18 protein-coding genes and 1 pseudogene are annotated in these 25,890 nt (G+C 39.2%); 14 read left to right on the forward strand and 5 right to left on the reverse strand.

What is annotated here, in order from left to right; all coding sequences use genetic code 11:
- Positions 1-7 precede the first annotated feature (7 nt).
- Together AOQ70_RS11930 and AOQ70_RS11935 are read right to left on the reverse strand one after the other, a co-directional pair.
- Positions 8-1,198, reverse strand: coding sequence for a CDP-glycerol glycerophosphotransferase family protein (locus tag AOQ70_RS11930; protein WP_082700849.1), 1,191 nt, complete (start codon positions 1,196-1,198; stop codon positions 8-10).
- Between the two features lie 11 nt (positions 1,199-1,209).
- Positions 1,210-1,980, reverse strand: a complete 771-nt coding sequence (locus AOQ70_RS11935) for a WecB/TagA/CpsF family glycosyltransferase (protein WP_039181899.1) — start codon at positions 1,978-1,980, stop codon at positions 1,210-1,212.
- 359 nt (positions 1,981-2,339) lie between these two features.
- Here AOQ70_RS11935 and tagD point away from each other — a divergent pair, with 359 nt between their 5' ends.
- From tagD to AOQ70_RS11950, 3 genes and pseudogenes are all read left to right on the forward strand, one after another.
- Complete coding sequence (gene tagD, locus AOQ70_RS11940; protein WP_008343212.1) at positions 2,340-2,729, forward strand: glycerol-3-phosphate cytidylyltransferase; 390 nt, start codon at positions 2,340-2,342, stop codon at positions 2,727-2,729.
- 97 nt (positions 2,730-2,826) lie between these two features.
- Entirely contained in the window at positions 2,827-4,293 is a 1,467-nt protein-coding gene (locus AOQ70_RS11945) for an alpha-glucosyltransferase N-terminal domain-containing protein (RefSeq protein WP_059376454.1), read from the forward strand.
- Positions 4,294-4,336: 43 nt separating this feature from the next.
- Positions 4,337-6,627: pseudogene (locus tag AOQ70_RS11950) on the forward strand (CDP-glycerol glycerophosphotransferase family protein).
- Between the two features lie 146 nt (positions 6,628-6,773).
- Here AOQ70_RS11950 and AOQ70_RS11955 read toward each other — a convergent pair.
- Complete coding sequence (locus tag AOQ70_RS11955; protein ID WP_059376462.1) at positions 6,774-9,779, reverse strand: CDP-glycerol glycerophosphotransferase family protein; 3,006 nt, start codon at positions 9,777-9,779, stop codon at positions 6,774-6,776.
- A 309-nt stretch (positions 9,780-10,088) separates the two neighbouring features.
- On the opposite strand from AOQ70_RS11955, the gene AOQ70_RS11960 reads away from it, so the two are divergent.
- Entirely contained in the window at positions 10,089-10,916 is an 828-nt protein-coding gene (locus tag AOQ70_RS11960) for an ABC transporter permease (RefSeq protein ID WP_059376465.1), read from the forward strand.
- A 19-nt stretch (positions 10,917-10,935) separates the two neighbouring features.
- Entirely contained in the window at positions 10,936-12,537 is a 1,602-nt protein-coding gene (gene tagH, locus AOQ70_RS11965; protein ID WP_059376467.1) for a teichoic acids export ABC transporter ATP-binding subunit TagH, read from the forward strand.
- 225 nt (positions 12,538-12,762) lie between these two features.
- On the opposite strand, the gene galU is transcribed toward tagH, so the two are convergent.
- Positions 12,763-13,644 carry a UTP--glucose-1-phosphate uridylyltransferase GalU gene (gene galU, locus AOQ70_RS11970; RefSeq protein ID WP_008343198.1) on the reverse strand — a complete coding sequence of 294 codons (882 nt, stop codon included), beginning with the start codon at positions 13,642-13,644 and terminating at the stop codon, positions 12,763-12,765.
- A 270-nt stretch (positions 13,645-13,914) separates the two neighbouring features.
- On the opposite strand from galU, the gene wecB reads away from it, so the two are divergent.
- On the forward strand, positions 13,915-15,054 hold the full coding sequence (gene wecB / locus AOQ70_RS11975) for a non-hydrolyzing UDP-N-acetylglucosamine 2-epimerase (RefSeq protein ID WP_059376470.1): 1,140 nt from the start codon (positions 13,915-13,917) through the stop codon (positions 15,052-15,054).
- A 33-nt stretch (positions 15,055-15,087) separates the two neighbouring features.
- On the opposite strand, the gene tagU is transcribed toward wecB, so the two are convergent.
- Positions 15,088-16,008 carry a polyisoprenyl-teichoic acid--peptidoglycan teichoic acid transferase TagU gene (tagU, locus tag AOQ70_RS11980; protein WP_041087989.1) on the reverse strand — a complete coding sequence of 307 codons (921 nt, stop codon included), beginning with the start codon at positions 16,006-16,008 and terminating at the stop codon, positions 15,088-15,090.
- Between the two features lie 182 nt (positions 16,009-16,190).
- Here tagU and AOQ70_RS11985 point away from each other — a divergent pair, with 182 nt between their 5' ends.
- The 8 genes from AOQ70_RS11985 to tuaD all read left to right on the forward strand — a co-directional run bounded on the left by AOQ70_RS11985 (position 16,191) and on the right by tuaD (position 25,890).
- Positions 16,191-16,514 carry a hypothetical protein gene (locus AOQ70_RS11985; RefSeq protein ID WP_059376471.1) on the forward strand — a complete coding sequence of 108 codons (324 nt, stop codon included), beginning with the start codon at positions 16,191-16,193 and terminating at the stop codon, positions 16,512-16,514.
- Positions 16,515-16,538: 24 nt separating this feature from the next.
- The gene (locus tag AOQ70_RS11990; RefSeq protein WP_034281125.1) at positions 16,539-18,647 is read left to right on the forward strand and encodes a SpoIID/LytB domain-containing protein; all 2,109 of its coding nucleotides are present in this window, start codon (positions 16,539-16,541) and stop codon (positions 18,645-18,647) included.
- Between the two features lie 23 nt (positions 18,648-18,670).
- Entirely contained in the window at positions 18,671-20,161 is a 1,491-nt protein-coding gene (locus AOQ70_RS11995) for an N-acetylmuramoyl-L-alanine amidase (protein ID WP_059376473.1), read from the forward strand.
- Between the two features lie 202 nt (positions 20,162-20,363).
- Positions 20,364-20,963, forward strand: coding sequence for a hypothetical protein (locus AOQ70_RS12000; RefSeq protein ID WP_228280141.1), 600 nt, complete (start codon positions 20,364-20,366; stop codon positions 20,961-20,963).
- Positions 20,964-21,162: 199 nt separating this feature from the next.
- Positions 21,163-21,822 carry a sugar transferase gene (locus AOQ70_RS12005; protein ID WP_034281119.1) on the forward strand — a complete coding sequence of 220 codons (660 nt, stop codon included), beginning with the start codon at positions 21,163-21,165 and terminating at the stop codon, positions 21,820-21,822.
- A gap of 18 nt (positions 21,823-21,840) precedes the next feature.
- Positions 21,841-23,292, forward strand: a complete 1,452-nt coding sequence (gene tuaB / locus AOQ70_RS12010; protein ID WP_059376475.1) for a teichuronic acid biosynthesis protein TuaB — start codon at positions 21,841-21,843, stop codon at positions 23,290-23,292.
- Positions 23,289-24,473, forward strand: a complete 1,185-nt coding sequence (tuaC, locus tag AOQ70_RS12015) for a teichuronic acid biosynthesis protein TuaC (RefSeq protein ID WP_059376478.1) — start codon at positions 23,289-23,291, stop codon at positions 24,471-24,473. The genes tuaB and tuaC overlap by 4 nt, the downstream gene beginning before the upstream one ends.
- A 79-nt stretch (positions 24,474-24,552) precedes the next feature.
- Positions 24,553-25,890: a UDP-glucose 6-dehydrogenase TuaD gene (tuaD, locus tag AOQ70_RS12020; RefSeq protein WP_039181836.1), complete on the forward strand. Its 1,338-nt coding sequence runs from the start codon at positions 24,553-24,555 to the stop codon at positions 25,888-25,890.

Genomic DNA, 25,890 nt, shown 5'->3' on the forward strand with positions numbered 1-25,890 from the left:
GTGCTTCCTATTGAGAAGCCGGACGTTTTTTTTGTAAGAGCAGCTGCTGTTCAATGAATGAAAGGAGCTGCTGACTTGATTGTCCCTTTGAATATTGGTTCCATTCCTCAGCAAAGGTTTTGATTCGTTCTTTATTGGTTGATCCGTTTAGGTGTAAAAGCTCCTGCAAGAGCATTTCTTGCGTGACGCAAGCCTTTCCAGGAATGATGTCTTCATACCGATCAACTAAGCCGCGTTTCTCCCGGTAAGTGTCTAAGTCATAAGTGAAGAACAAGACAGGCTTTTCGAGCAGTGCATATTCAAACACAATCGACGAATAATCTGTCACTAGGACATCACAAGCACAAAGCAATGGATAGAGCGGCTGATCGGACACATCAAATATCCATTCACCGTCTGTTTCTGCTTTCGCTAAATGTTTGACTGCAGGATGAAGCTTGACGAGCAGAATATAATCGCCATTCAGCTCAGTTTGCAATTGCTCTTTTGAAAAAGGCAGGACAAGACTGTCCATTGCAAAGTCTCGATAGGTCGGTGTATAGAGCAGGATCTTTTTCCCTTTTGGGATATCATTCAGCTTTAAGGAAGGCTGATGCTGTTCATAGTACAGATCCGTCAGTGGTACACCAGTTGGTAAAAAGCGTTCATCATTGGCTCCAAACGAGGTCTTGAAAATCTCACGCATGTGATCTGAGCCTGTTACGATATAGTCGAAAGACGCATAGACACGTTTGAAGCGCTCGATGTCACGGGGACTTCGATCAGAATTTGAAGCATCTTCAAGCCCGAACTTTTTCAAAGCGCCATTGGCATGCCATACTTGAATACAGGTGGTAGAAGGCCGTTTTCTAAGCACACTCGTCATGAAAAAGTAATTATCCGTCACGACAACCTTGCTTTTAAACATCGTATACATACATTGAATGAGATGGAGAGGATTTTTTTCATGAAAATAGCGAAATGACAGATGAGGCCCGTCCTTTTCTATCGCAGAAGCATGCTTCGTATAGAGGACAGTAAGCTTCATTGTCATGTTCGCCTGTTGTTGATAAGTATGAATGAGAGCAGCCGCATTCTCTTGGAACGAAACAAGCAGCGTCACCTGGTTTTCACGCGGTTTCACGCCGCTCATCAGCCATCCAATGAAAGAAATAAAAGCTGCGTAACATGAAATCATCATTGAGCGTATATTCATCATTTGTCAGTCTCTCACAGCTGCTTCGTCTGATCCTTTACCTGCTCAGGATAGTAACGTTTTTTTCCTTTGCTTTCCTTCAATACGGCAAAAGCGTACTTAGGAATATTCAGCATTCGTTTCCATCTCCATGGATTCACAATCAATCTATACAGCCATTCTGTATTTGTCTTAATCATCCAGCGTGGTGCACGCTTCACCGTTCCGCTAAATACATCAAAGCTTCCGCCTAAACCGATGCAAACAGCCTGCGGGAATAAATGGCGGTATTCGTAAATAAAGTTCTCTTGGTTTGGATAACCTAATGCAACGAACACCATATCAGGTTTCGAGCGCGCAATTTGCTTTGCTACGAAACGTTTATCTGCTTGATAGCCGTCACAGCTTCCGGCAAGGACCACATTTGGATATTCCGTATCAATTCGCTGTTTCACAGCCTCAAGCACTTCTTTTTTCGCACCATATAAAAAGATTCTTTTAGACTGCTTGTTTGCTAGATCAAGCATAGACATGAAGACATCAAAGCCGGCAATTCTTGACTTAAGCGGACTTTGGGTCATGCGAGACATCAACACGACGCCTACGCCATCCGGCAGTACATAATCCGCAGATGAGACGACTTGATGGTACGCATGATCCTTCATGACGGCATAGCCTATCTCTGGATTGACAGTTGCAATCATGGCGCCTCTTTTCTGAGAAATATGATGCTGGTTCATATAGCTGATAAATTCATCTAAGTCGCCGTTTACATAAGAAAGGTTAGAGACCACTTCTGTTTGCATTGTTTAGACCTCCTTTTTAACTTGTTATCTATGAACGTTCATTGTAAATTCATTCTTCGCCTACTCATCATTTTATCACAGATGCTCCATGAAATATTAACAATAACTTTACAAACCTTTAAATTTCATGACATTTTCATCATTTCATCTGGACGATCCTTTGTGAAACATTGATTCCTCGGACTTTTCCTCCTGCGCCCAATAAATTGGAAATAGTTTGTCTTTACATCCGCTTAACGTTTGGTGGGCGCTGTGATATAATGAGGTTCCGAAGAGCGAATCGAATATCACAGAATTACGGATAAATTACTGCACGAATGCAGTCGAATAAGGATTGAAGAAAGGAGTTTATGTTTGCAATGAAGAAAGTTATTACTTACGGTACATTTGATTTATTACACTGGGGGCACATTAAGCTGCTAGAGCGTGCAAAGCAGCTCGGAGATTACTTAGTGGTGGCCATCTCTACAGACGAGTTTAATTTACAAAAATCAAAAAAAGCTTATCACAGCTACGAGCATAGAAAGCTGATTCTTGAAACCATTCGTTATGTAGACGAAGTCATTCCAGAAAACAGCTGGGATCAAAAAGTCCGTGACGTGCAAGAGCACGATATCGATGTGTTTGTCATGGGAGATGACTGGGAAGGTAAATTCGATTTCTTAAAAGAACATTGCGAAGTCGTATACTTGAAGAGAACAGAAGGCATCTCGACAACACAAATTAAGGAAGAAATTGCGGGACTTTAATAGATCGAAAAAAAGTACTTCTTATCTTTTGGTGAGAAGTACTTTTTCATGTAAAATACAATGAGCAAGTCATCATTATTTTTAAGGAGAGCTTCCTTTGTTTCAAAATTGGATGAAGAAAAAAGTTGAAGATACATTGGATCAATCTGAACAACATGAAAAGCTGGCATCAGTGGACATGCCTGATATGGATTACTACTTTATTATGGGTGATGTGCCAAAACAGGATGAGAGCTTAACGAAATCTTTAAAGACAAGAATTAAGCCCTTGGCTGATCAGCATAAGCGTACTGCAATTTTAACTTTAAATTACGATGCAAATGTGAAAGAACGTATTCACAGCTTGGAGGAGACAATTCCTAACCAAGTGGACATCTTGAATGTATTTGAACACTATATCTTACCGCTAAGCGGAAGTAAAAGACGTTATTTAGAATTTATTGCCGGTGAATCACCACATCAGATCAATGAAGCTATTTTTCCCGAAGATGAATCCACGATTCAAGTGACGAGATATGAATTGCCTGCTTCCCCCATTTGTTATATTGATCAATATAATGAAAAGCAGCAACTAGTGAAGAGGGAAGAATACAATTGGCAGGGCGTTTTGTGCAGAGTACAAAGCTTTGTTCCACATACAGGTGCTCTATACTTAGAGGAATTAATCAGTGCCGACGGAAGCATTTATATGGAGATCATTTATTCTGGTGATGCAAAAAAGAATCCAGTTCGGCATATCAATTGGTATAAAAAAACAGGAATTCAAACATTTACAAAGAAGACGGATATTAAACAATTATGGCTATCCAGCATTCAATCACAAAATGACCGTTTGAAACTGATGATCACAGAGGACCGTGATCAAGACCGCCACCTGTTTAAAATCGATCAGCCTGAAACCACCTATTACGCTGCATTTGTGCATCACGCACATTATGAAGAAGATCTGCATCAAGTTAATTCTCAATATGGAGAATTATTTAAACAAATAAGAAAACAGCAAGTGGATGCTGTCTTTTTTGGGGATACTGAGCATAAAGAAGATGTCGAGAAAGTCTTGGGAGAACAAGCTTATTTTTATCTTGTTCCTTCTGACGAAGAGACTGTTTGGAATACGGCCATTCATCATATGCTCGAAAATCGTAAGCATAAAGATGAACTGAGAGGGATCGTTGACAGCATGAAATGGGTCCTGCGTGATTTAAGCTCTGAGCATCATGTTCTTCACCTTCAACTCGATGTAAAAGATGAAATGAGTCATGCGGATCATGTGCAAATTGATTTTGCAGGATATGATCGAGTGAATGGAGCTGAAATCATCTCTCAAACAATCGATGAAAACCATCTAGTCAGCTTCCCAATTGGCCATTTTCAAACAAAGAAAAACATTGAAATCAACCAAACGAAATTTGTGGATTTTTACATTCGTTTTAAAACAGAAGAACTTCAAGAGGTTTTGCAGCGTCTAGAAATAGAAGGCGAGCTGCTTACGAATAAACCATCGTCCATCGATGGATGGTCATATCAAACGAAGCAAGGAAACTATTCTTGGAAAGTGAAATAGCCATATAACGGTAAGATTTCTGAACAGAGGAGATTAACGATTAATGATTGAAGAGGGAATTCATAAGAAGAAGAGTGTTGTTGAAGGGTTAAAAAATCACCATGAGAAACTAGAAATGCTGATTCGCATCGATGATGACATGCCATTAACAGATAGGGAATTTTATTTGTTTATGAGGGAAAGAGTATCAAAACAAGAGCTTTTCCTTCCGCTTGTTCATCAAGAAGAGAATCTATTCAAATTGGTATTGAGTGAATCATCGCTGCCGCTTGCGTTAGAGCAAGGCCAGACATATAACTTGTATGTCACGGACTATTTAAGCACAAACCAAGAAGAGGATGAGGACGAGCTTGAGGACTCAGCTTATGATTCTGATTCCGAAGAAGAGGAAGAAGAAGTAAAAGAAGCAGATATCAATACAGATAATGAATCTGAAGAGAAAACGTCAAACTATAAACGCCGTTTAAAAATGGAAGTAGAAAAGCCTGAGCTGACTTTTTTAGAAAATAAAGACACCATGCTGTATATCATTCCATACCGCACAGACAAAGGGAATGCTTCTTTGAAAATCAAGCGTGAGCTAAAGGTTGTGAAATTCAATCAAATCGAGCTCAACAAAGGATGTATGTTATCTTTATCCGGGTATGCAGGTGTTCTAAGTGCAGAACATCCATATGAGATCAAAGAAGCAAAACTTCTATTGAAGAAAAATGGTGAAGAACCAATTGAACATCGTTTTCCGGTCAATATCACCCATATAAAAGATGAAGTGATCAAATACCGTGATGATCAACAGGTACCACAGCTTTATCAATTTTTAGCAGAAATTCCTTTAGAGGAATTGCCCTATTCCTTGAACAGACGCCTTGTATATCGCTTCTATCTTGAATTTATCTGCGACGTGAACGGAGTAGAGGAAACATTAACAACCACTTCTTTAGTGCTTGGAGACCGCTCGAACAAACTCAAAGGACTTGTTCAAATTCATAAGAGAAACGATGTACCGATTCGATATGAAGTGTACCGAAAGAAAAAAAGACAAACGCTTGGCATCCGTATTAATGACTACACCATGAAAACACGTGCCAAGTATTACGTCAAAAGCAAGTGGAAGAAATTCAAAAAGAAGATCGGTAAAATCAAAAAAGTCCGTAACCGCCTTGTGACAAGAACGTTTAAAACGACCTTTAAACTGGCGAGTAAGCTGTCTGTGAAAAAGAAAACTGTTGTTTTTGAAAGCTTTAACGGAAAACAATTCAGTTGTAATCCGCGTGGTATTTACGAGTATATGAAAGAAAATCACCCTGAATATACACTGATCTGGAGCGTTAAAAAGGGTCATGAAGCACCGTTTAAGGAAAAAGGCATCTATTATATCAATCGTCTGTCATTGAAATGGATTTTTGCGATGGCAAGAGCTGAGTATTGGGTCGTAAACAGCCGTCTGCCGCTATGGGTTCCAAAGCCAGATCACACAACATACTTGCAGACTTGGCATGGTACGCCGTTAAAACGACTGGCAATGGACATGGACGAGGTGCATATGCCTGGAACAAACACGAAGAAATACAAAAAGAATTTCACGAAAGAAGCATCGAATTGGGATTATCTCATCTCTCCTAATGCCTACTCGACTGAAATCTTTACACGTGCGTTCCAATTCCAAAAGACCATGATTGAGTCAGGATATCCGAGAAATGACTTCCTTCACAATCAAAACAATGAAGAAACGATGAGAGCACTGAAACAAAAAATGAACCTGCCGCTCGATAAAAAATTGATCTTATACGCACCGACATGGAGAGACGATCAATTTTATAAAAAAGGGCAGTACAAATTTGATTTAGACCTTGATCTGCATGAGCTCAGAGCTGCTATCGGAGATGAATATATTATCATTCTGCGTATGCACTATCTAGTTGCTGAAAACTTTGATTTAGGGCCGTATGAAGCTTTGCCTATGACTTCTCTCATTACGAAGACATTAGAGACCTTTATATGATTTCAGATCTGCTCATCACAGATTACTCATCTGTTTTCTTTGACTATGCAAACTATGCAAACCTCAAACGTCCGATGCTGTTCTATGTGCCTGACATTGAAACATATCGAGATAAGCTAAGAGGCTTCTATTTCGACTTTGAACAAGAAGCACCTGGACCGCTTGTAAAAGAGACAGCACGTGTGATTGACTGGGTCAGAGAAACAGAACAGCCGACCTTTACACTACCAGATTCATTTGCGCCGTTTTATGAGAAATTCTGCTACTTAGAGACTGGAGAATCTTCGAAGCGGGTCGTTGAAGTAGTGTTTGATAAAAAACATAATGCTTAAAAATCTTGCATTATTGTATGAACAAGATTTTGATCAAGAGACAAACACCTTTAAGTTGATTTCACTTAAAGGTGTTTTTTTATCTCGATTAGTAAACAAAAAAGCCAGTCGATTGTCTCGAACTGGCATCTTCAAAAAATAAATATTTAATTAGAAAAGTTTCTTTTGTGTATGTTTCTTTTTAGATGTCTTTTCATTGACTTAAGAGCTTTGAGCGTTTTTCGAGATTTACTTTTTAACACTTTTACTTTTTTAACACTGATTGTGAAAATATAGTTTCGGACTAGTGTTTGAATGGTCGCTATTTTTATATTTTGAAGAGTTTCTTTAGAAATTCTTGCTAAGGAAGCAATGAGTGAAAAATCATCATCTTTTAAAGAAGATATTTCATTGAAAATTCTTTCGCAGTTTTTGTTATCAGTATACGTTAGAATTAAATCTCTTCTTTCTTCGACAAATAATTTCTCCCGGAAACCATTATGAATCGTATGAATCATCTCATTCACTAAGCTTGTTTGATCTTCTACAATTTCACCTAGGAAAGTTTCTTCCTTACTTCTTAAAATACCCTTATTGAAAAATTCTTCAAAATCAAAATGATAATATATAACTGGTTTTTTCATAAAACTTACATCAAATGAAACACTAGAATAATCGGTAATAAGGAGAGAGGCTCTCATTAATAATTCTTGAACGTTTACTTCACCCAATTCCAAAATAGACACTACATCACTCTTATATTTGTTGAAATAAGAGATATATGGCTGCATTCGATAATGTGGATAAAATAAGAGTTTCACTCTATGTTTTTTTAATTCTTGAAGCAGTTTTTCATCTTTTAGAATCGAAATATATTTCTCGTAATAATCCGATTTTAAGAAAGTTTCTTCTGTATTTAGCCATTCTCTCCATGTTGGCATGATTAAAATCTCTCTATCACCATTATGATCGGTTGTTTTAGAATTAGCTAAATGATCAAATCTTGATAAGCCAGTCACCTTAACCTCTGATTCTTTGTAACCAAAATGATCCATCATCATTTTCTTTTCATAAACCGAGCTGACACAAACTATATGAAAAGGATATTGATAGAAAAATCGATGATATTCAGCTGATTTTCTTCCCATTACACCGTGTTGAAGAAAGATTCTTTTTGCTTTCTTCGTATGTTGATATTGTGGTATTTTAAATGGAAGGAAATATTCTAGATCATGAGAACCGATAAAGTGTGTAGCTTGTAGTGTTTTTTCAATATGTTCAGGTGAGCCAATGATCAGTACGTTTCCAAGATGTTCGATATTTCGAATATCTTTACTTCCTTCTTCAATAGCATAATAAACTTCCTTATCAGGATGCTTTTCTCTGCAATATTTGAAAAAGTGATAACCTGTATCTTGAGCAGTATCTGGTCTTTCTCCTATAATCCAAACTTCTTCTCTGCTTTCACTAATTTGATCCTCAGAAATAGAAGATTTAAAGGGAAGTACTTCTAGTTTCAAATTTCCCTTTGGTGTCGTTGATGAAAAGTTAAAAATCTTATTATTATCGTTGCCTTTATATTTGATAATAGAAAGATACTTGTCTTTCTTATAAGTATACTTAACAAATCCTAGACGTCTATTAAATGAAAATTTTTCTGTATCGAATCTTATAAAGAAATCCCAAACGCCTTTTTCTTCAGGAAGTGTGGATGTATCAAATAACACTTTGAACCCACAGTACGTATAGTCTTTCTTGTCCCGTTTATAATGATAAGCAAAAGTTAAGTCTCTTTTATTTTGTACGGGAATGGTTATTTCTTTTAAAGATGCGCGTTCTTTTAGGACTAATGAGCGCTTAACAGAATCTGAATGAGGCATTTCTAAGCCTCTTAAGATAGCAGCGCCTTCAACTTTTAAGTAGTGACCGCGTATTTTTTTAACTTGATAGAGATTTCTTACGGTTCTTGCTTTTCTAACTGTAAAACTCAAGTTTTGACTGGCGGTTCGATGTAGTCCTACTTCAAAAGGCACTTTCTCAAATATATTAAGAACGTTATTTTCATCAAAAGTCAAAGAGTGATTTGTGACTTTGGCGAAAATAGTCTTCTGGCTTTTTTTATTTGTTAATAAAAAGAGCCAGTCAGATTGTTTCTGACTACCTTCTTGTAAGGCTTCAATGATGCGTTTAAAAGGTATCTTTAAAATAAAATCTTCATCATTTATACGTTTCATTCTAGTTAACACAGTACTCTCTGTGTCTTTGTTATTCATCATGTGAATTTCAGAAACATGATGATCTATTAATGCTAATTGTTCACTTGCTATAGATATTTTTGCAGTCATCGTTTGATTTTGAATATAGCTCTCTTTAAAAGAAACAAGTAGACTCTCTTGTTTGACATATAATATCAATCCACTATTCTTCTTTTTAAATTGACATTGAAAGAGATGATCAGCAGTCTTAAATGAATTTGTAGAAACCAATTTTTTTCTGTCTTTTATAAACGATCCTAGTAACTTACCCTCTACTTCTTCATAAAAATGAATTTGCCAGATACCCTCATATAAATTATGAAGGCCAAGTGAACTTAAATCTACGTGTGCAGACCAAATTCCATCTTCTGAAATTGAATCAACAGGAAATAATATTTTATCCTTTGAAGGTACTCTATGAAATGAAATAAAGAATTTCCTTTGATCTAATGGAGCATCAATGTCTAAAATGTTTGAAACACCATTTATTGTGAGAGTATAATTTTCAAGCATGAAATCAATCAAATTGGTTTTGTATAAGTTTGTTCTTTTTTTAGCATTTAAAATTTCGAATGTTATTTTTGTTTGTAAGTTTTCATTGCTTGTTCTTTTAATTAGTACAGCCAATTCTCTATGCAGAATCTTTCTTTGCCATTTGTGATGAACGGCATATTGTAGCGGAGTGAGCATTCCAACTTGATCTGCTACGAAGATACTGAAAGAGGAACCTTTTAGAGGGAGAATGTCTTTAGCACGTATTTCTGCTACGTAAAAACCATCTTTATTCTGCTGTAGAGGAAAATCAAATGTTTGATTATCACGAATGAAATTTATTGTTTTTAGGTCTTTTTTATCATATGAATGTATGAACAAAGATAAGATAGAGTTACTAGTTAAAATACTTTCTAAAGAAACCATAGTCTCTCTCCTTAAAATCTAGTTAATAATCTATTTATAATGAGTAAAAATAATACTGAATAACTATAATATGGATATTCAATTAATATAGTCTGATTATATAGTCAAGATAGTTTAACATACATTATTCTGAAATGTAAATATCATCCCAAATTTGCTTATAACCTATGATCAAGCAAATAATTCCTATACTTATGAAGGATAGCATCTTTGTTTTGTCTTTAAAGTGAAAAAATAAACAACATCTGTTACAATTATGAGCGGTGCTTTTAATTTTGGTACTCAAAACTTTTGTTAAGGAAGATAACAATGAACGCAATGTTGACGATACTAAAGGAGCAAATTAGCTCATTTCCGCTGATTATGCGACTTGCTGTTTATGAAACAAAATCAAAATATCAGATGAATTATTTAGGTGTTTTATGGCAGTTTTTAAATCCATTGATTCAAATGCTGGCTTACTGGTTTGTTTTTGGTATGGGTATTCGAGGAGGGCAGCCAATTGTCATTGGCGGCGTGGAGGTTCCATTTATCATCTGGATGCTTGCCGGTTTAATCCCTTGGTTCTTCATTAGTCCGACCATTCTTGATGGATCAAACAGTGTGTTTAAACGCATTAATATGGTATCGAAAATGAATTTTCCGATTAGTGCGCTGCCGTCTGTGGTGATTATGTCCAACTTGTTCAGCTACTTTGTCATGATGGGCGTCTATTTAATCGTGCTGATTTCCTATGGCATCTACCCTGACGCGCATTGGCTGCAATATATATACTATTTTATTTGTATGATCGCGTTTATGTTTTCGTTTAGTTTGTTTAATTCCACGATTAGCGTACTCGTGAGAGACTATCAATTTCTTTTACAATCCGTGACACGATTACTATTCTTTTTGCTGCCGATTTTTTGGAATATCTCAGAAAAGCTCACTGGAGACAAAGCGTGGATTGGGGACATATTAAGATTGAACCCTCTTTTCTACATTATTGATGGTTTTAGAAATAGTTTGTTAAAGGGAGAATGGTTCTTCCATGATGTCAAATACACACTTTATTTTTGGCTGATCACGCTTCTTCTTTTAACAGCCGGTTCATTGCTTCATATGAAATTTAGGGATAAATTTGTCGATTTTCTTTAAAAAGTAAGGAGATTATACGATGAAACTAAAGGTTTCGTTTCGAAACGTATCCAAGCAATACGTCCTATATAAAAAGCAGTCAGATAAGATTAAAGGGCTGTTTTTTCCTAATAAAAATGAAAAAGGTTTTTTTGCTGTCCGTGATGTGTCCTTTGATGTATATGAAGGCGAGACGATTGGTTTTGTGGGGATTAACGGATCTGGAAAATCGACAATGTCGAACCTTCTAGCGAAAATCATTCCACCGACAAGTGGTGAAATTGATATGGACGGCCAGCCATCGCTAATTGCCATTGCTGCAGGGCTGAACAACCAATTAAGCGGAAAAGACAACATTCGTTTAAAGTGCTTAATGATGGGACTGACGAATAAAGAGATAGACGAGCTTTATGAAAAAATCGTAGAGTTTGCGGATATTGGTGACTTTATTGACCAGCCTGTAAAGAGCTATTCAAGCGGAATGAAATCCCGTCTTGGTTTTGCCATTTCAGCACATATCGATCCAGATATCCTTATTATTGATGAAGCACTGTCTGTTGGAGACCAAACCTTCTATCAAAAATGTGTGGACCGCATTACAGAATTCAAAGAACAAGGAAAGACGATCTTTTTTGTCAGTCATTCTATTAGCCAAATCCAAAAAATCTGTGATCGGGTGGCTTGGATGCATTATGGTGAACTTCGTATGTTTGATGATACGAAAAAGGTCGTGAAAGAGTATAAGGAGTTTGTTGATTGGTTTAACAAGCTTTCCAAGAAAGAGAAACAAAAATATCAAATGGAACATAAGGAAGGCAGAAAAGGCGTACAAAAGACAGAAAAGGTGTCTCGTTATCAAGATAACGGAAAACGGCGCTCATTGTTCGGACCCGCATTTCAAGTGACAGTTTTAGCGGCCTTAACGATTTTGCTTGCCTTATCAATGTTTTCGGATCGCCCGCTTCGTACACTGGCGACATTTGGTGCAATTCCATCAGATAAGATAGAAGCGCCTCAGTCGAAGAACCCGGAAACGAAGGGGGCGCCCGATATGAAAAAGGTGGATCAACAGATGATTGTCACGGCTGATCCACTCAAGGTTTACAAAGACCAAGCCATGAAAAAAAAGGCTGATGTCACTTTGCCATTTGGACAAGAAGTACAGGCTGTGGCTGAAAATAAACAAACCGTTCAAATTAAAATAGCGTCAGAAACGTATTTTGTTAAACCTGATGCGCTTCAAAATGCAGAGGATTTAAAGTCATTATCCATTGGACCAGGACAGTTTAATTCCTATGTATCGCCTGCATCAGCAGGTTCATATGAGTATTTACTTTCTTTCCTTGGAAAAGAAGAGTCTGTGCTAAAGCAAAGAATGCAGACGCTGAGCTCGATCAAAAGTGATCAAGGAGATACGATTGAGCGTTTGACCACAGAGAAAACTGACTATGTTATTCAAAATGGTCAGGCAAACACCATTGTGTTTCGAGAGGTGATGTCCATCTCTCCTTCAACACTTGGGCTGACAGAACAGAATGTCTGGATGAATGAGAAACAAACGAAATTCGCAGTGAAGGGCGAAAACAATCTGTTTGTCATTGATAATGAACAGCATACACTGACTATTTCAGTCATGAATTAAAAAAGCTGCCGATGCCGGCAACTTTCAGCGTGTAGGCAAACCCTCGCATTCGGTGTCAGGTCTGCGCTCCGGTGCTCACGAATGTCAAATTCGCTCTGCTCCTGTGCTCGTCCTTCCTAGACTGCAAAGGTTTTCTATCACGCTGAAAAGAAGACAAAGGGCTAAAATAAAGATCATTTTAGCCCTTTGTCAATAATTTGAAAGCTGCCGATACCGGCAGCTTTTTTAGTTCACTTCTTCTTTTTCGAGAAGCTGTTTCATAAATGGAATGAGTTTCTTTTTCAATTCTTCATCCTGAAGAGCAAACTCAAGCGTCGTTTCGATGAAGCCTTGCTTCTCGCCGACATCGTATCGTTTCCCTTCGAAATCATAGGCAAATACGCGCTGAATGTCATTCAGCTTTTGAATGGCATCTGTCAGCTGAATTTCTCCGCCTGCACCAATTTCTTGCTGATCGAGGTACATAAAGATCTCTGGCGTAAAAATGTAGCGCCCTAAGATGGCTAGGTTCGATGGTGCTGTTCCTTGCGGCGGTTTTTCAACAAAGTTTTTGACTTGATAGCGGCGTCCTTCTTGTGTAAGTGGGTCGATGATCCCGTAGCGATGCGTATCGCTGTCTGCTACTTGCTGAACCCCGATGACTGATGAAAGAGTTTTTTCATATTCATCCATTAGCTGACGCAGTCCAGGTGTTTCGGCTTGAACAATGTCATCACCTAATAAAACAGCAAAAGGTTCATCACCGATAAAGTTACGTGCACACCAAACAGCATGTCCGAGTCCTTTTGGCTCTTTTTGACGTATGTAATGGATGTCAGCAATGTTAGAGGATTTTCTCACTTTCTCTAAAAGCTCGCTCTTTCCCTTTTCCTCAAGATTGCGCTCTAACTCTGGTGCAAAATCAAAATGATCCTCAATAGCTCTTTTCCCTTTTCCAGTGACGATAATAATGTCTTCGATTCCTGATTCAACAGCTTCTTCAATAATATATTGAATGGTTGGTTTATCAACGATTGGAAGCATTTCTTTAGGCATTGCTTTTGTTGCAGGGAGGAAACGTGTTCCGAGACCTGCAGCTGGTATAATGGCTTTACGTACTTTTTTCAATGAACTTTGCACCTTCCTTACATATAGAAAAAATGATTTGACTTCATTTTTCATCTTTCATAAAGTGTAACTTACAAATGATAGAAATGACAAATGATTTACGATAAATGCATGATTCTGATTCAATATCTATTGTAAAGAGTTTTTGTAAATTTTTATGTTGAAAAGAGTAAAGGGGATGTAAAAATTGAAAATAGAATGATTAGGATTCGTTTCTATTCTTTTGTATAATACACTTATGATAAATGAGAAGGAAAGAGGCATCGACTATTGAAAACATTACATGTAATGACTGTATTCGGGACGAGGCCTGAAGCGATTAAAATGGCACCCCTTGTCCTTGAGCTAAAAAAACATCCGCAAATCAAATCCTCAGTCACTGTGACTGCACAGCATCGGCAAATGCTTGATCAAGTGTTGAAAGCCTTTAACATTCAACCAGATCATGATTTAAATATTATGAAAGAACGCCAGACATTATCTGAAATCACATCAAATGCACTATTGAAACTAGATCAATTATTCCAAGAGGAAAAACCTGATATTGTCCTTGTTCATGGAGACACAACTACAACCTTTGCAGGAAGCTTGGCCGCATTCTACCACCAAATTTCTGTCGGTCACGTTGAAGCGGGTTTAAGAACACACAATAAATACTCGCCGTTCCCTGAGGAATTGAACCGACAAATGACAGGCACAATTGCTGATATTCATTTTGCTCCTACAAAAGAGGCAAAGCAGAATCTTTTAATTGAAAATAAAAAAGAAGAGACGATTTGTGTGACGGGGAATACTGCGATTGATGCATTGCAAACAACGGTTACAGAGCAGTATCAACACCCTATTTTAGAGAAAATAGGCACAGATAAAATGATTTTGTTAACGGCTCATCGCAGAGAAAATCTCGGCCAGCCGATGAAAAACATGTTTAGAGCGATTAGACGTATTGTAGAAGAGTTTGAAGATGTTCAGGTTGTCTACCCTGTACATTTAAACCCTGCTGTTCGTGATGCGGCTCAGACAGAATTCAGTGATCTTGATCGTGTGCACTTAATTGAGCCGCTTGAAGTTGTTGATTTCCATAACTTCGCTGCTGCCTCACACTTTATATTAACGGATTCTGGCGGTGTACAAGAGGAGGCGCCTTCTCTAGGGAAGCCAGTACTAGTGCTGCGCGATACAACAGAACGCCCTGAAGGTGTGAAAGCTGGTACGCTTAAGCTCGCGGGTACAGATGAAGAGACCATTTACAACATGGCAAAACAGCTGCTAGTCGATCAGAAAGAGTATGACAACATGTCGAAGGCGTCTAATCCATATGGTGATGGACAAGCGTCAAAACGAATTGTCGAAGAGCTTCTCCATCGTTTTGGATTAAGCGAAGAAAAACCAGTTCCATTTCAATCATAAAAAAAGAAGACTACATTTCTGTAGTCTTCTTTTTTACTGCTCTAGACTTTCCTTCAATTCCTTCTTCACTTTAGCCAGACTGCTGTCATCAAGCTGGTAGTAATAAATGTTATTGATACGTGCGCCTGATCCTTTCAACTCGTGCTGCTCCACATGCTGTCTTGCATCACGATAATCATTCATCATCGTCCACATATCGTCAAATGACATGTTTGTCTTCATATTATTTTCCACGACTTTGAACATATCGCCGAATTTCGTAATAGATGAAATGTTGGCACCTTTTGCAATGATGCCTTCAATAACTTGGCGCTGTCTTTGCTGACGTCCGAAATCACCTTTTGGATCTTGCTTTCTCATTCTCGTATAGGCAAGGGCTTGATCCCCGTTCAGGTTAATCTCTCCTGTACCAAATGAATGGCCATCATAGCTAAATGCAAATGTGCTGTTCACCGTAATGCCGCCAAGTGTATCGACAATATCCTTAAAGCTTTCCATATTGACTTTAACGAAGTAATCAACAGGTACATCAAGCAGTTCCTCTACAGTATCTGCTGCCATTTGTGTACCGCCGAATGCGTAGGAATGGTTGATTTTATCCATTGTGCCTTTTCCGACAATTTTCGTATACGTATCACGCGGGATGCTCACCATTTCGGTCGTTTTCGTTTTCGGATTTACTGTCATGTATATTAATGTGTCTGCACGACCTCGGTCATTTTTTCGTTCATCGACACCCATGACTAAAATAGAAATCGGGTCTTTCTTATTTAAATCGACATCTTTGTCACGCTTATCTGACTTCTTTAAATTCTCCTGAATGCCTGCGACGGTCGATGCTGCTGTGTTCCAAAGATGATATGCGTATCCGCCAGTTGCTAATACGAATAAGCCAATAATCGATAAAACAATCCAAAGAACCTTTTTCTTCTTTCTTTTTCTTTCAGCTCTCATAATGTCCCTCACCTTTTCTATGATTCTTCCATGATTATAGGTTTACGAATCTTGATAAACAAGTTATTTTTTTACTCTGAACCTAGATATAGACGTTGTAACAAAAAAAAGGTTTCAAAAAACCTTAAATTTACCTTAAAATAATAAGTTATAAGACGATACAAAGACATGAGGTGAAAAAAATGAAGAAAATCGTCGTTTTACCGTTCTTAATACTGCTACTAGGTATCGTGCTCACAGCATGTGGAACGGCTGAGCAGTACACAGGAGAAAACAAGACAAGCAGTTCAACTCCTCAGGTGCTGGAAGAGAAAGCTGAATTTATTGGAATGGCTGATGCACATACAGTCGAAGTGAAAAAAGTGAATACGACCTTAAGCTATGAATTTACGGATAATTTTAAAGATGTGTTAAATGAATTTAAACCTGGAGACACAGTAGAAATCTCTTACTTTATTAATGACAGTGGTCAAAAGGAAATCCAGAAGATTGAAAAACAGAAGTAAAAAAGATGGGCGGGATGAACAAAATTGAAGAAAACAGGCGTTACACTAATCGTTCTCATGATACTGACTCTACTAGTTGCACCCTTTCAGTCTGCCATGGCAAGCTCGGCAATTTCAGTGAAATTGTCTAATTATATCGGAAACAAAACAAGCATGGATATCTCAACAACTGGGGAATACAAGCTATCAGGATCAAATGTTGCTGTGACGAAAAGATATGACGGCAAAAATCGCTATGAAGTAGCCAATAGCATTGCATCTGCTGGCTGGAAAAATCCTTCAACTGTTGTCATTGTCAGTCGTGATGCATTTGATCATGCAATTTCTGTATCACCGTTAGCATACAAACTGGGCGCACCTATTTTGTATACGAATATTGAAAAACTGACGAAAACAACAGAAAACCAGCTGAAGAAAATGAAGCCGGATAACATTCTGATTGTCGGAAATACGAAAAGCATTTCAACAGCTGCTGAGAAATCTATTAAAAAGTATGGCAAAGTCAGACGTATTAGTGGAAAAGACAAGTTTGAAATCTCCCAAAAAATCGCTAAAGAAATGGGTAACTATAAGCAAGCTGTCGTTGTCGGCGGGAACTCATTTATGAATGGGATTGCCATTGCATCCTATGCATCGAGAAAGGGATACCCTATCCTGTTAACAAAAAAAGATTCCATTCCGTCTTATAGAATGCCAAGTAAAGTGATCATCATCGGCAGTACGAAAAGTACTGGACAAAAAGTTGAAAATCAAATCAAAAAAACCTCACAGGTGACAAGAATCAGCGGTGCCAATCGCTATGAATTATCTGTGAATATTATAAAGAAATTAAATATTAATGCAGATAAAGTTTATTTGGCGAAAGCCTCTAGCTATATTTATGCTATGCCGCTGTCGCAATTGGCTGCAAAATCTAACAGTACCGTTGTGTATGTGAAACCCGATTCTGTCACAGCGTCTTTAAAAGCACTGTTGAAGGAAAAAGGTACATATGCTTATCATCTTGCGGGCAGCACAAGTGCGATTAAAGATAGCTTGAAAAATTCCTTAGCCAAACAAGTTTATCTGAAAAAAAATCAAAACTACCAATTGAATATTTCTAACGGAAAAATTTCATTAAAAGGCATAAAAACGTATAACACAGTAAGAGTTGTTCCTGAGAAATATTCAACAAAAAATGTCCTTCAAATTGCAGGAAAGCCGTATTTAGGCAGCGTAAACTTTGCAATTGAATCAGGGTATATCAGGCCGACTCTCGAAAATATTCCATTTGAAGACTATTTAAAAGGTGTAGTGCCAAATGAAATGCCTGCAAGCTGGAATGTTGAAGCGTTAAAAGCACAGGCAGTTGCCGCTAGAACGTATTCTGTGAAAAGTATTGGAAAAGTCGTCCCTGATACAACAGCCTTCCAAGTCTATGGAGGATATAACTGGTACACAAATTCGACAAAAGCTGTCGATGCCACAAAAGGAAAGGTTCTGAAATACAACAATCAACTCATTTCAGCAACCTATTACTCTAGCAATGGCGGTTATACAGAGGCAAGTGAAGAAGTATGGGGAAATGCACTGCCATACTTAGTGGCCAAAAAGGATCCAAAAGATCCAGTCAATCCATGGACACTGAAACTCTCTAAAAAACAACTCGGCACGACATTGACTGCTAGTACAGCAGCATCTGAGTGGTCTAAAGCAAAAGAGACAAATGCAGCTGACCTTGCTGGCCTGAAATCATGGCTGCTTAAAAACAAAGAAACTGCTGCATCTGATATGAAAATCGCATCCATCTCAAGCCTGACGTTCTCAGGGAAAACAAAAGGCCAGCGTGCGAAGACGGTATCGATCAAACTGACATACCATCTGAAAAACAAAACAGGCACATATTCGGTGAACAAAAGCACAACGGCAAGTATGAAGATGACCGAGTTTCGATCAGTCATGGGCGCAACAAAGGTGAAAAGCACGTTTGCGTCAGTCAAAAACAACACAAATGACTTCACGATTTCAGGAAAAGGATATGGCCACGGCATTGGTATGAGCCAATACGGAGCCAAAGCGAGAGCTGAATCTGGAAACTCATACTCTTCCATACTCTCGTTCTACTATCCAGGTACAAAACTAACAAACTATTAAAGGGTAAAAGGAGGACATAGAAGATGCGCTCATTGATGAAAACAGCCATCCTCAGCCTCATCGCCATTTTCGTTATCGTTCCAACAGCTTTGGCAGACAATTCAGTCACAAGAATTGATGGCGGGAGCAGATATGCCGTAGCGGCAAACGTAGCGAAAAAAGGATGGGGAACTGCAAGTACAGTCGTTTTAGTAGGGAAAACTGCGTATGCAGATGCAACAGCAGGGATTCCACTTGCACATCAAAAAAATGGACCAGTTCTTTACACAAACAGTAAAAGCCTTTCGGGTGATACAAAGAAAGCCTTAACTTCATTAAAAACAAAGACGGTGATCGTTTTAGGCAGCACATCAAGTGTGTCAAACAACGTGGTCAACCAAGTGAAGAAAATGGGCATCTCCACACAGCGTATTTCAGGAAAAAACCGATATGAGCTATCTGCTAATATCGCGAAAAAAATGAAAAAGCCAGCAGGCGTCGTTGTCGTTGAGGGTTCTTTCTATGCACATGGGATTGCAATTGCACCTGTAGCTGCTCAAAAAGGATTCCCGATTCTATACACAGATAAAAAGGGACTTCGTTCTGAAATCGCTTCTGTTGCAAAAGCAAGCAATGTGAAACAAACCATTGTAGTCGGCGGAGAGAATTACGTCACAAAAGCAGCTTATAACCAATTGAAATCTCCAACGCGAATCAAAGGCTCGACTCGTTATGATGTCGCGGCAAATATTGTGAAAAAATACAATATGAGCGTCAATAATACCTATGTAGGAAGAGGATTTGGCTATGCCACTTCATCTTCTGCTGCTGGCATTGCGGCGAAGCAAAACAAAGCATTGCTTCTAACGAATGAAAAGACGCTGCCAAAAGTAACAAGAGCAACAGTGAGCAGCAAGAAAATCACTAAATTTACTGTCGTAGGAAGTACAAATACTGTCACACCAACTGTTGTAAATCAGCTGAAAAACCCTGCTGTTGGGAAAAAAGTATTCATTGACCCAGGTCATGGCGCGCATGATTCAGGAGCTGTAGGTTACGGATTATATGAAAAGAATTTGAATTTAGACGTAGCAAAGCGTTTAAATACGAAATTAAACAACGCTGGTGCACTCGTGACTATGTCAAGAACATCAGACACATTTGATAGTCTTCAAACACGAGTGAGCAAAGGTGCCAATGCGAAAGCGGATATCTTCATTAGTGTCCATGCGAACTCAAATGATAACAGCAGTGCAAATGGAACAGAAACATACTATGACAAAACATATGCGGCTGCAAACAGCCTGAAGCTGGCGCAAAACATCCAGCCAAAAATGGTTAGTGCACTAGGGACAAGAGACCGTGGTGTGAAAACAGCTGGCTTCTACGTCATTAAATATTCTAAAATGCCGAGTGTTCTTTTAGAAACTGGTTTTGTTTCTAGTCCAGTTGATTCAAACATCTTGAAATCTGCTACGTATAAAGATCGTTTAGCGTCAGGCATTTCAAGCGGTGTGTCAGGTTATTTTAGATAAGAAAACACAAACCTGAGGGGTGCCTCAGATACTCCTCTTAGGCTGCTCGAGTAAGAACTCGGCAGCCTTTTTTTAAAAGTCCACGAAGAAACATTGTCAAGTTAAAAATACATTTCATTTTTGGCTATGTTTGTTATAATTGAAACATAGAAGGTGAATGGTTTACGCATAAATCTTCAGCAAACCGACAAATCATGAAGAGGTGACGATCTTGAAAAAATTAATCACAATGCCGTTTCTCGTATTGCTTCTAGGAGTATTGCTCACAGCGTGCGGCACAACAAATCAATCAAGCGATAACAAAAAGGATGACAGTCAAAAAGAAACAACTGAAGCAACCGATCAAAACAAAGATAAGGCTGCAGACGAAAAATCAGAAGATGATCAATCATCAAAAAATGAAAAATCAGATGATCAAAGCAAAGAAACAGCTGCTCAAACAGAAGAACCAGCAGGTCAATCTGATGAAGAAGCAAAAGACAGCTCAAGCAAAGAAATTACAAAAGAAGAACCTGCTAAAGACCAATCAAAAACTGACTCAAAATCTGACTCTAAAACAAAGAAAGAATCAACAACTAGTAAGAAAAATGAAGTCACCAAAGAAGGCACATATGTCGGTTTGGCTGATGGACATACAATTGCTGTCAACATTGATGGAAAAGAAGTAGCGATTCAATTCGGAAATACCTTTTCTAAACAAGTGAACAGCTTAAAAGAAGAATCAAAAGTAAAAGTAACCTATACAAAAGATGCAAATGGAACACTTCGATTGAAAACGATCGAATCTGTAAAAGCAAAATAAAGAAAAGACCCAGAGACCCGCAGAATTGCGGGTCTTTTTTACGTTGAAAAGGGCATAACTTGATATAAGTGCACATTCTTAACACAGTTTTACAAGACTTAACAGCCCATTTACATTTGCTTAATGTTGCTCTGCTAAACTGACTTTCATAGAACATCTCTTTACACAACAACTACTTTGAATGGTGAGGTGCAGGTCAGTGAGTGCAGAGAAAGCGATGAATCTTTACAGAGAATATGAAGTGAGACGAAATCACTCTTTTGCCTTAACAGAACATATGGTTCGTTATTTATTTGCAAAACGTTTCATAGATTTAATGTTCTCGTTCATCGGATTGATGTTGAGTACGCCAATCATTTTGCTGTTTGCTCTTTTGATTAAGCTAGAAACACCAGGGCCAGCCTTTTATATGCAGGAAAGGGTCGGGAAAGACGGTGTTTACTTTAAATTATGGAAGCTCAGATCGATGAGAACTGACGCAGAAAGCGGAGGAGCGAAATGGGCTCAAAAAAACGACCCGCGTATCACCAAAGTGGGGGCATTCATCCGTAAAACAAGAATTGATGAACTTCCGCAATTTATCAACGTGTTAAAAGGAGAAATGAGTATCGTAGGTCCTCGTCCGGAAAGACCGATGTTTACCGCAGAATTTAATCGGACGATTCCAGGCTTCACAAAAAGATTGGCAGTAAAGCCGGGGCTGACAGGTCTTGCTCAAGTAAATGGCGGATATGAAATGAGTCCAAGTGAAAAATTAACACACGACTTACAGTATATTCAAAACTTGACATTTTCTCTCGACACGAAGATTATGGTAAAAACGTTAAAAGTCATCATGACTGGTGACGGAGCCAGATAAGTAAAGTAGGGAAGAGAAATGGCAAGTATGAAAAAACGCATGCTAGGCGGGGCAAAATGGACAAGCTTGTCCGCATTGATCATCACCATTATCCAAATTGCACAGTTCGCCTTTTTAGGGAATGTGATGTCACTCAAGGAGTTTGGACTCGTTGGCATGATCACAACTGTCACAATATTTACGCAGATTTTACTTGATCTAGGAATTGGGGCAGCGATCATTCAAAAGGAACAAACGACAGAACGTCAATTATCTACATTATATTGGATCAACTTGCTCACAGGGATTATCTTGTTTTGTCTGCTCATCCTGCTAAGCCCAATGATAGCCGCTTTTTATAACCGGCCAGAGCTAGAGGGTCTGCTCAAGCTATTATCGATCATGTTTCTGATCGCACCGATTGGCCAGCAGTACCAGTATATGATGCAAAAAGACTTAGCCTTTAAAACATTAAGCACCATTGAAGCTATTGCGACCATCATATCGCTGCTCGTTTTACTCGTTTTCGCCTTCTTCATGAATCCGATTATCGCCTATGTCATTTCTCAAGTGCTGCTGCAATCAGGAAAAGGTCTCATGTATGCAGCGGCTTATTGGAAGAAGTGGCGTCCAGTACCTGTTTTTGCATTAGGAGAGGTGAAGGAATTTTTCTCATTCGGTGCATTCCAGCTCGCATCCAGACTGGTCAACCGAGCAGGATCAAACATCGACATGATTTTAATCGGCCGATTTCTTGGAGCGGAGGCGTTAGGTATTTACAGCTTGGCGTATCAAATTGTGACGATACCCGTACTGAAGATAAATCCGATTGTGACGAGAGTGGCTTTCCCAGTTTTCGCAAAAAGTCAGCGTGATCACTCCATGCTGCGTGAGGGCTTCCTCAGTATGACGAATATGCTCGCATTGGTTAGTTTTCCATTATTAATCGGCCTTGCTGCCGTATCAGACAGTTTTATAGAAGTCGTGTTTGGAGAGAAATGGCTAGTAGCGGTTCCGGTTTTAAATATATTGTGCATTGTCGGCCTGCTGCGTGTGTTGATGAATCCAAACGGTTCCATACTTCTTGCAAAAGGGAGAGCGGACTTAGCCTTTTATTGGGATACGGGGATGCTCATCGTGTATGGCTACGCATTATATGCAGGTGTCATGACAGGCAGTCTGCTCACAGTAGCTTGGATTTACTCAGGTGTCAGCCTGCTCAACTTTATTGTCGGTAGATGGCTCATGGCATATGTCATTCAGCTTGATATGAAGGTGTATTTAAAATCACTTGGAAAGCCTGCTATCATGACACTGCTTATGGCGATCTGTGCGATAGCTTTACATCAAGGAATGAAGCTGACATCAGCAGATATTTCACTTCAATTACTTCTGACTGTTTGTGTCAGTGCTGCATTGTATGGCTTGTTGCTCATCAAAATGTATCCCCAGGCTGCAGGCAAATTATTGAGAAGAGGTCGTTCGTCATGAAGGTACTATGGCTGACAAGTGTATATCCTAGTGAAAAACATCCGAGTGAGGGCGTATTTCATGAAACGCAAGTCCAGGAACTGCTCAAACAAGGAATAGAAGTGACTGTCATTTGTCCTAATCCAGAGAATCCGCCGGTTTTACGGATGCTCAAGGCATCCTATCGGCAGAAAAAAGAGCTGCCTGAACAGGAAGTGCGGAACGGAGTGACAGTTTACAGACCGTCTTATCGAGCGCTCCCTGGACAGCTGAAATGGGCACAGCCGAGTAAACGAATAGCGGCTTCCGTTCTCCGGGCAATGCAGCATCATCAGCTGTCACCAGATTTCATCCATGCGCATTTTGCCATGCCGTCTGGCGGAGCGGCGGCTGTCATTCAGAAAGAAACGCAAATCCCTTATCTTCTGACCTTACACGGCAGTGATGTGAACGTATATCCGAGCTATAGCAAAGGGGCACAGGCAGCCTTTGAAACGGCGGTGAAGCAGGCGTCTGTTGTTCTGACAGTGAGTGAGGAGCTGGCTAAAAAGACAAATGATATGACGAAGGTAGAAGCTAAATGTCTTCCGCTTGGTATTCCGCTCCAATCATTTTCCAGAACGGATGAAGATCAAAAAGGCATCAGAAAGCACTTAGGTTTACCGCTTCAAGATAAGCTCGTTGTTTTCGTCGGGCGTTTAGTGAAAGAGAAGGGCTTGCTTGAATTAGCTGATGCTGTCAGCAGCATGGAGGGTGTGAAAGCAGTCTTTGTCGGAAAAGGCCCCCTTGCAAAGGAGCTCACGGAACGGGCGGGAGCATCTATTATACTCCCAGGGCAGGTACCGAATGAGCAGGTAAGAGACTACTTAATGGCAGCTGATCTGTTTGCACTCCCTTCCTACAGTGAAGGAATGCCAACCGTCGTACTAGAAGCGCTCGCTTTAAAAGTACCTGTCATTGCAACACGGGTTGGTGGTCTCCCATCCTTATTTTCTACCTATCAACACCTGCTCGTTGAGCCACGTTCGGCGAGTCAGCTGAAAGAGGCGATTCACGCCTGCCTCTATGAAAACAGATGGAATGAGCAAGTGAAAAGCGATCTTCATGAAATGGTTCATACAGGATATTCATCAGAACATAATGCGAAGCATCTCATTCAGCAATATGAGAAGGTGCTCAATCAATCAACATCCATCGTTTAAACAGTATGAAATGTGCAAAGAATGATAGATAGATAAACAGCTTGGAACGGACAATATGCTTTTACTGAGAGGATGAAAAATGTTGAAGAAAATTGCTGTGATTGGAACAGGGTATGTCGGGTTAGTATCGGGTACTTGTTTTGCTGATATCGGAAATCGTGTCATCTGCTGTGACATCGATGAATCAAAAATCAACAGCTTAAAAAGTGGTGTCGTTCCCATTTATGAACCAGGTTTAAAGGAATTGATTGAAAAGAATACAGAAGAAGGAAGACTGTTTTTTACAACGAATATTACTGCCGCTATTAGGGAATCAGAGATTATCTATATTGCCGTAGGGACACCGATGACACCACAAGGGGAAGCGGATTTAACGTATGTGAAAGCCGTCGCTCAAACGATCGGTGAACACCTGAATGGCTATAAAATCATCGTCAATAAAAGCACAGTGCCCGTTGGAACAGGCCGTCTCGTTCAAGCCATTGTGGAAAAAGCATCGCGCAGCAAATATCCCTTTGACGTCGTATCCAATCCAGAGTTTCTCCGAGAAGGCTCTGCAATTCAAGACACGATGAATATGGAGCGGGCGGTCATTGGTTCAACAAGCACTCATGCTTCCACCATCATCAAAAGGCTGCATGATCCGTTTCAAACAGAAGTTGTGGAGACCAACTTAGAAAGTGCTGAAATGATTAAGTATGCTGCAAATGCCATGCTTGCCACAAAAATCTCTTTCATTAATGACATTGCAAATATTTGCGAAAGGGTGGGTGCTGACGTTGAAAAAGTCAGTGAAGGAGTTGGATTAGACAGCCGCATCGGGCATAAATTTTTAAAAGCAGGCATTGGATTTGGGGGTTCTTGTTTCCCGAAAGACACAATGGCTCTTCTCAAAATTGCCGAAACATCCGGGTATCGGTTCAAGCTGATCGAATCTGTCATTGAAACGAACAACAACCAAAGAGCCCACCTTGTCAGCAAACTGATGAGTGTGTTCGGTGATATTAAAGGAAAAACCATTTCTGTCTTAGGTCTTGCATTCAAACCGAATACGAATGATATGCGTTCCGCACCTGCATTAGATATTATCCCAATGCTGAGAGAGCTAGGTGCTTTTGTAAAAGCCTATGATCCGATTGCTTATATAGAAGCTGAGCGAGAGCTTGGTCCGCAGGCGGTTTTCAGCAACGACCTGTATGAAACAGTAAAAGATACCGATGCCTGTCTCATCCTAACAGAATGGGATGACGTACAGAAGATGGATAAAGACCAGATCAAGCAGCTGCTTCGTTCGCCAATTGTAATTGATGGAAGGAATTTGTTTGATCCAGCAGAAATGAAAGAGAGAGGATTTATTTACCAGTCTATCGGCCGCCCAAGTGTATGGGAAGCAGAATTGGTATCGAAGGCACAATAA

Source organism: Bacillus sp. AM 13(2015) (genome assembly GCF_001518755.1).
GTDB classification, from domain to species: Bacteria; Bacillota; Bacilli; order Bacillales; family Bacillaceae; genus Bacillus; species Bacillus safensis.

Bases quoted from the DNA above. Each gene is read 5' to 3' on its own strand.
- AOQ70_RS11930 (WP_082700849.1), bottom strand. From the start codon at position 1,198: ATGATGAATATACGCTCAATGATGATTTCATGTTACGCAGCTTTTATT.
- AOQ70_RS11935 (WP_039181899.1), bottom strand. From the start codon at position 1,980: ATGCAAACAGAAGTGGTCTCTAACCTTTCTTATGTAAACGGCGACTTA.
- tagD (WP_008343212.1), top strand. From the start codon at position 2,340: ATGAAGAAAGTTATTACTTACGGTACATTTGATTTATTACACTGGGGG.
- AOQ70_RS11955 (WP_059376462.1), bottom strand. From the start codon at position 9,779: ATGGTTTCTTTAGAAAGTATTTTAACTAGTAACTCTATCTTATCTTTG.
- AOQ70_RS11960 (WP_059376465.1), top strand. From the start codon at position 10,089: ATGAACGCAATGTTGACGATACTAAAGGAGCAAATTAGCTCATTTCCG.
- tagH (WP_059376467.1), top strand. From the start codon at position 10,936: ATGAAACTAAAGGTTTCGTTTCGAAACGTATCCAAGCAATACGTCCTA.
- tagU (WP_041087989.1), bottom strand. From the start codon at position 16,008: ATGAGAGCTGAAAGAAAAAGAAAGAAGAAAAAGGTTCTTTGGATTGTT.
- AOQ70_RS11985 (WP_059376471.1), top strand. From the start codon at position 16,191: ATGAAGAAAATCGTCGTTTTACCGTTCTTAATACTGCTACTAGGTATC.
- AOQ70_RS11995 (WP_059376473.1), top strand. From the start codon at position 18,671: ATGCGCTCATTGATGAAAACAGCCATCCTCAGCCTCATCGCCATTTTC.
- tuaB (WP_059376475.1), top strand. From the start codon at position 21,841: ATGGCAAGTATGAAAAAACGCATGCTAGGCGGGGCAAAATGGACAAGC.
- tuaC (WP_059376478.1), top strand. From the start codon at position 23,289: ATGAAGGTACTATGGCTGACAAGTGTATATCCTAGTGAAAAACATCCG.
- tuaD (WP_039181836.1), top strand. From the start codon at position 24,553: ATGTTGAAGAAAATTGCTGTGATTGGAACAGGGTATGTCGGGTTAGTA.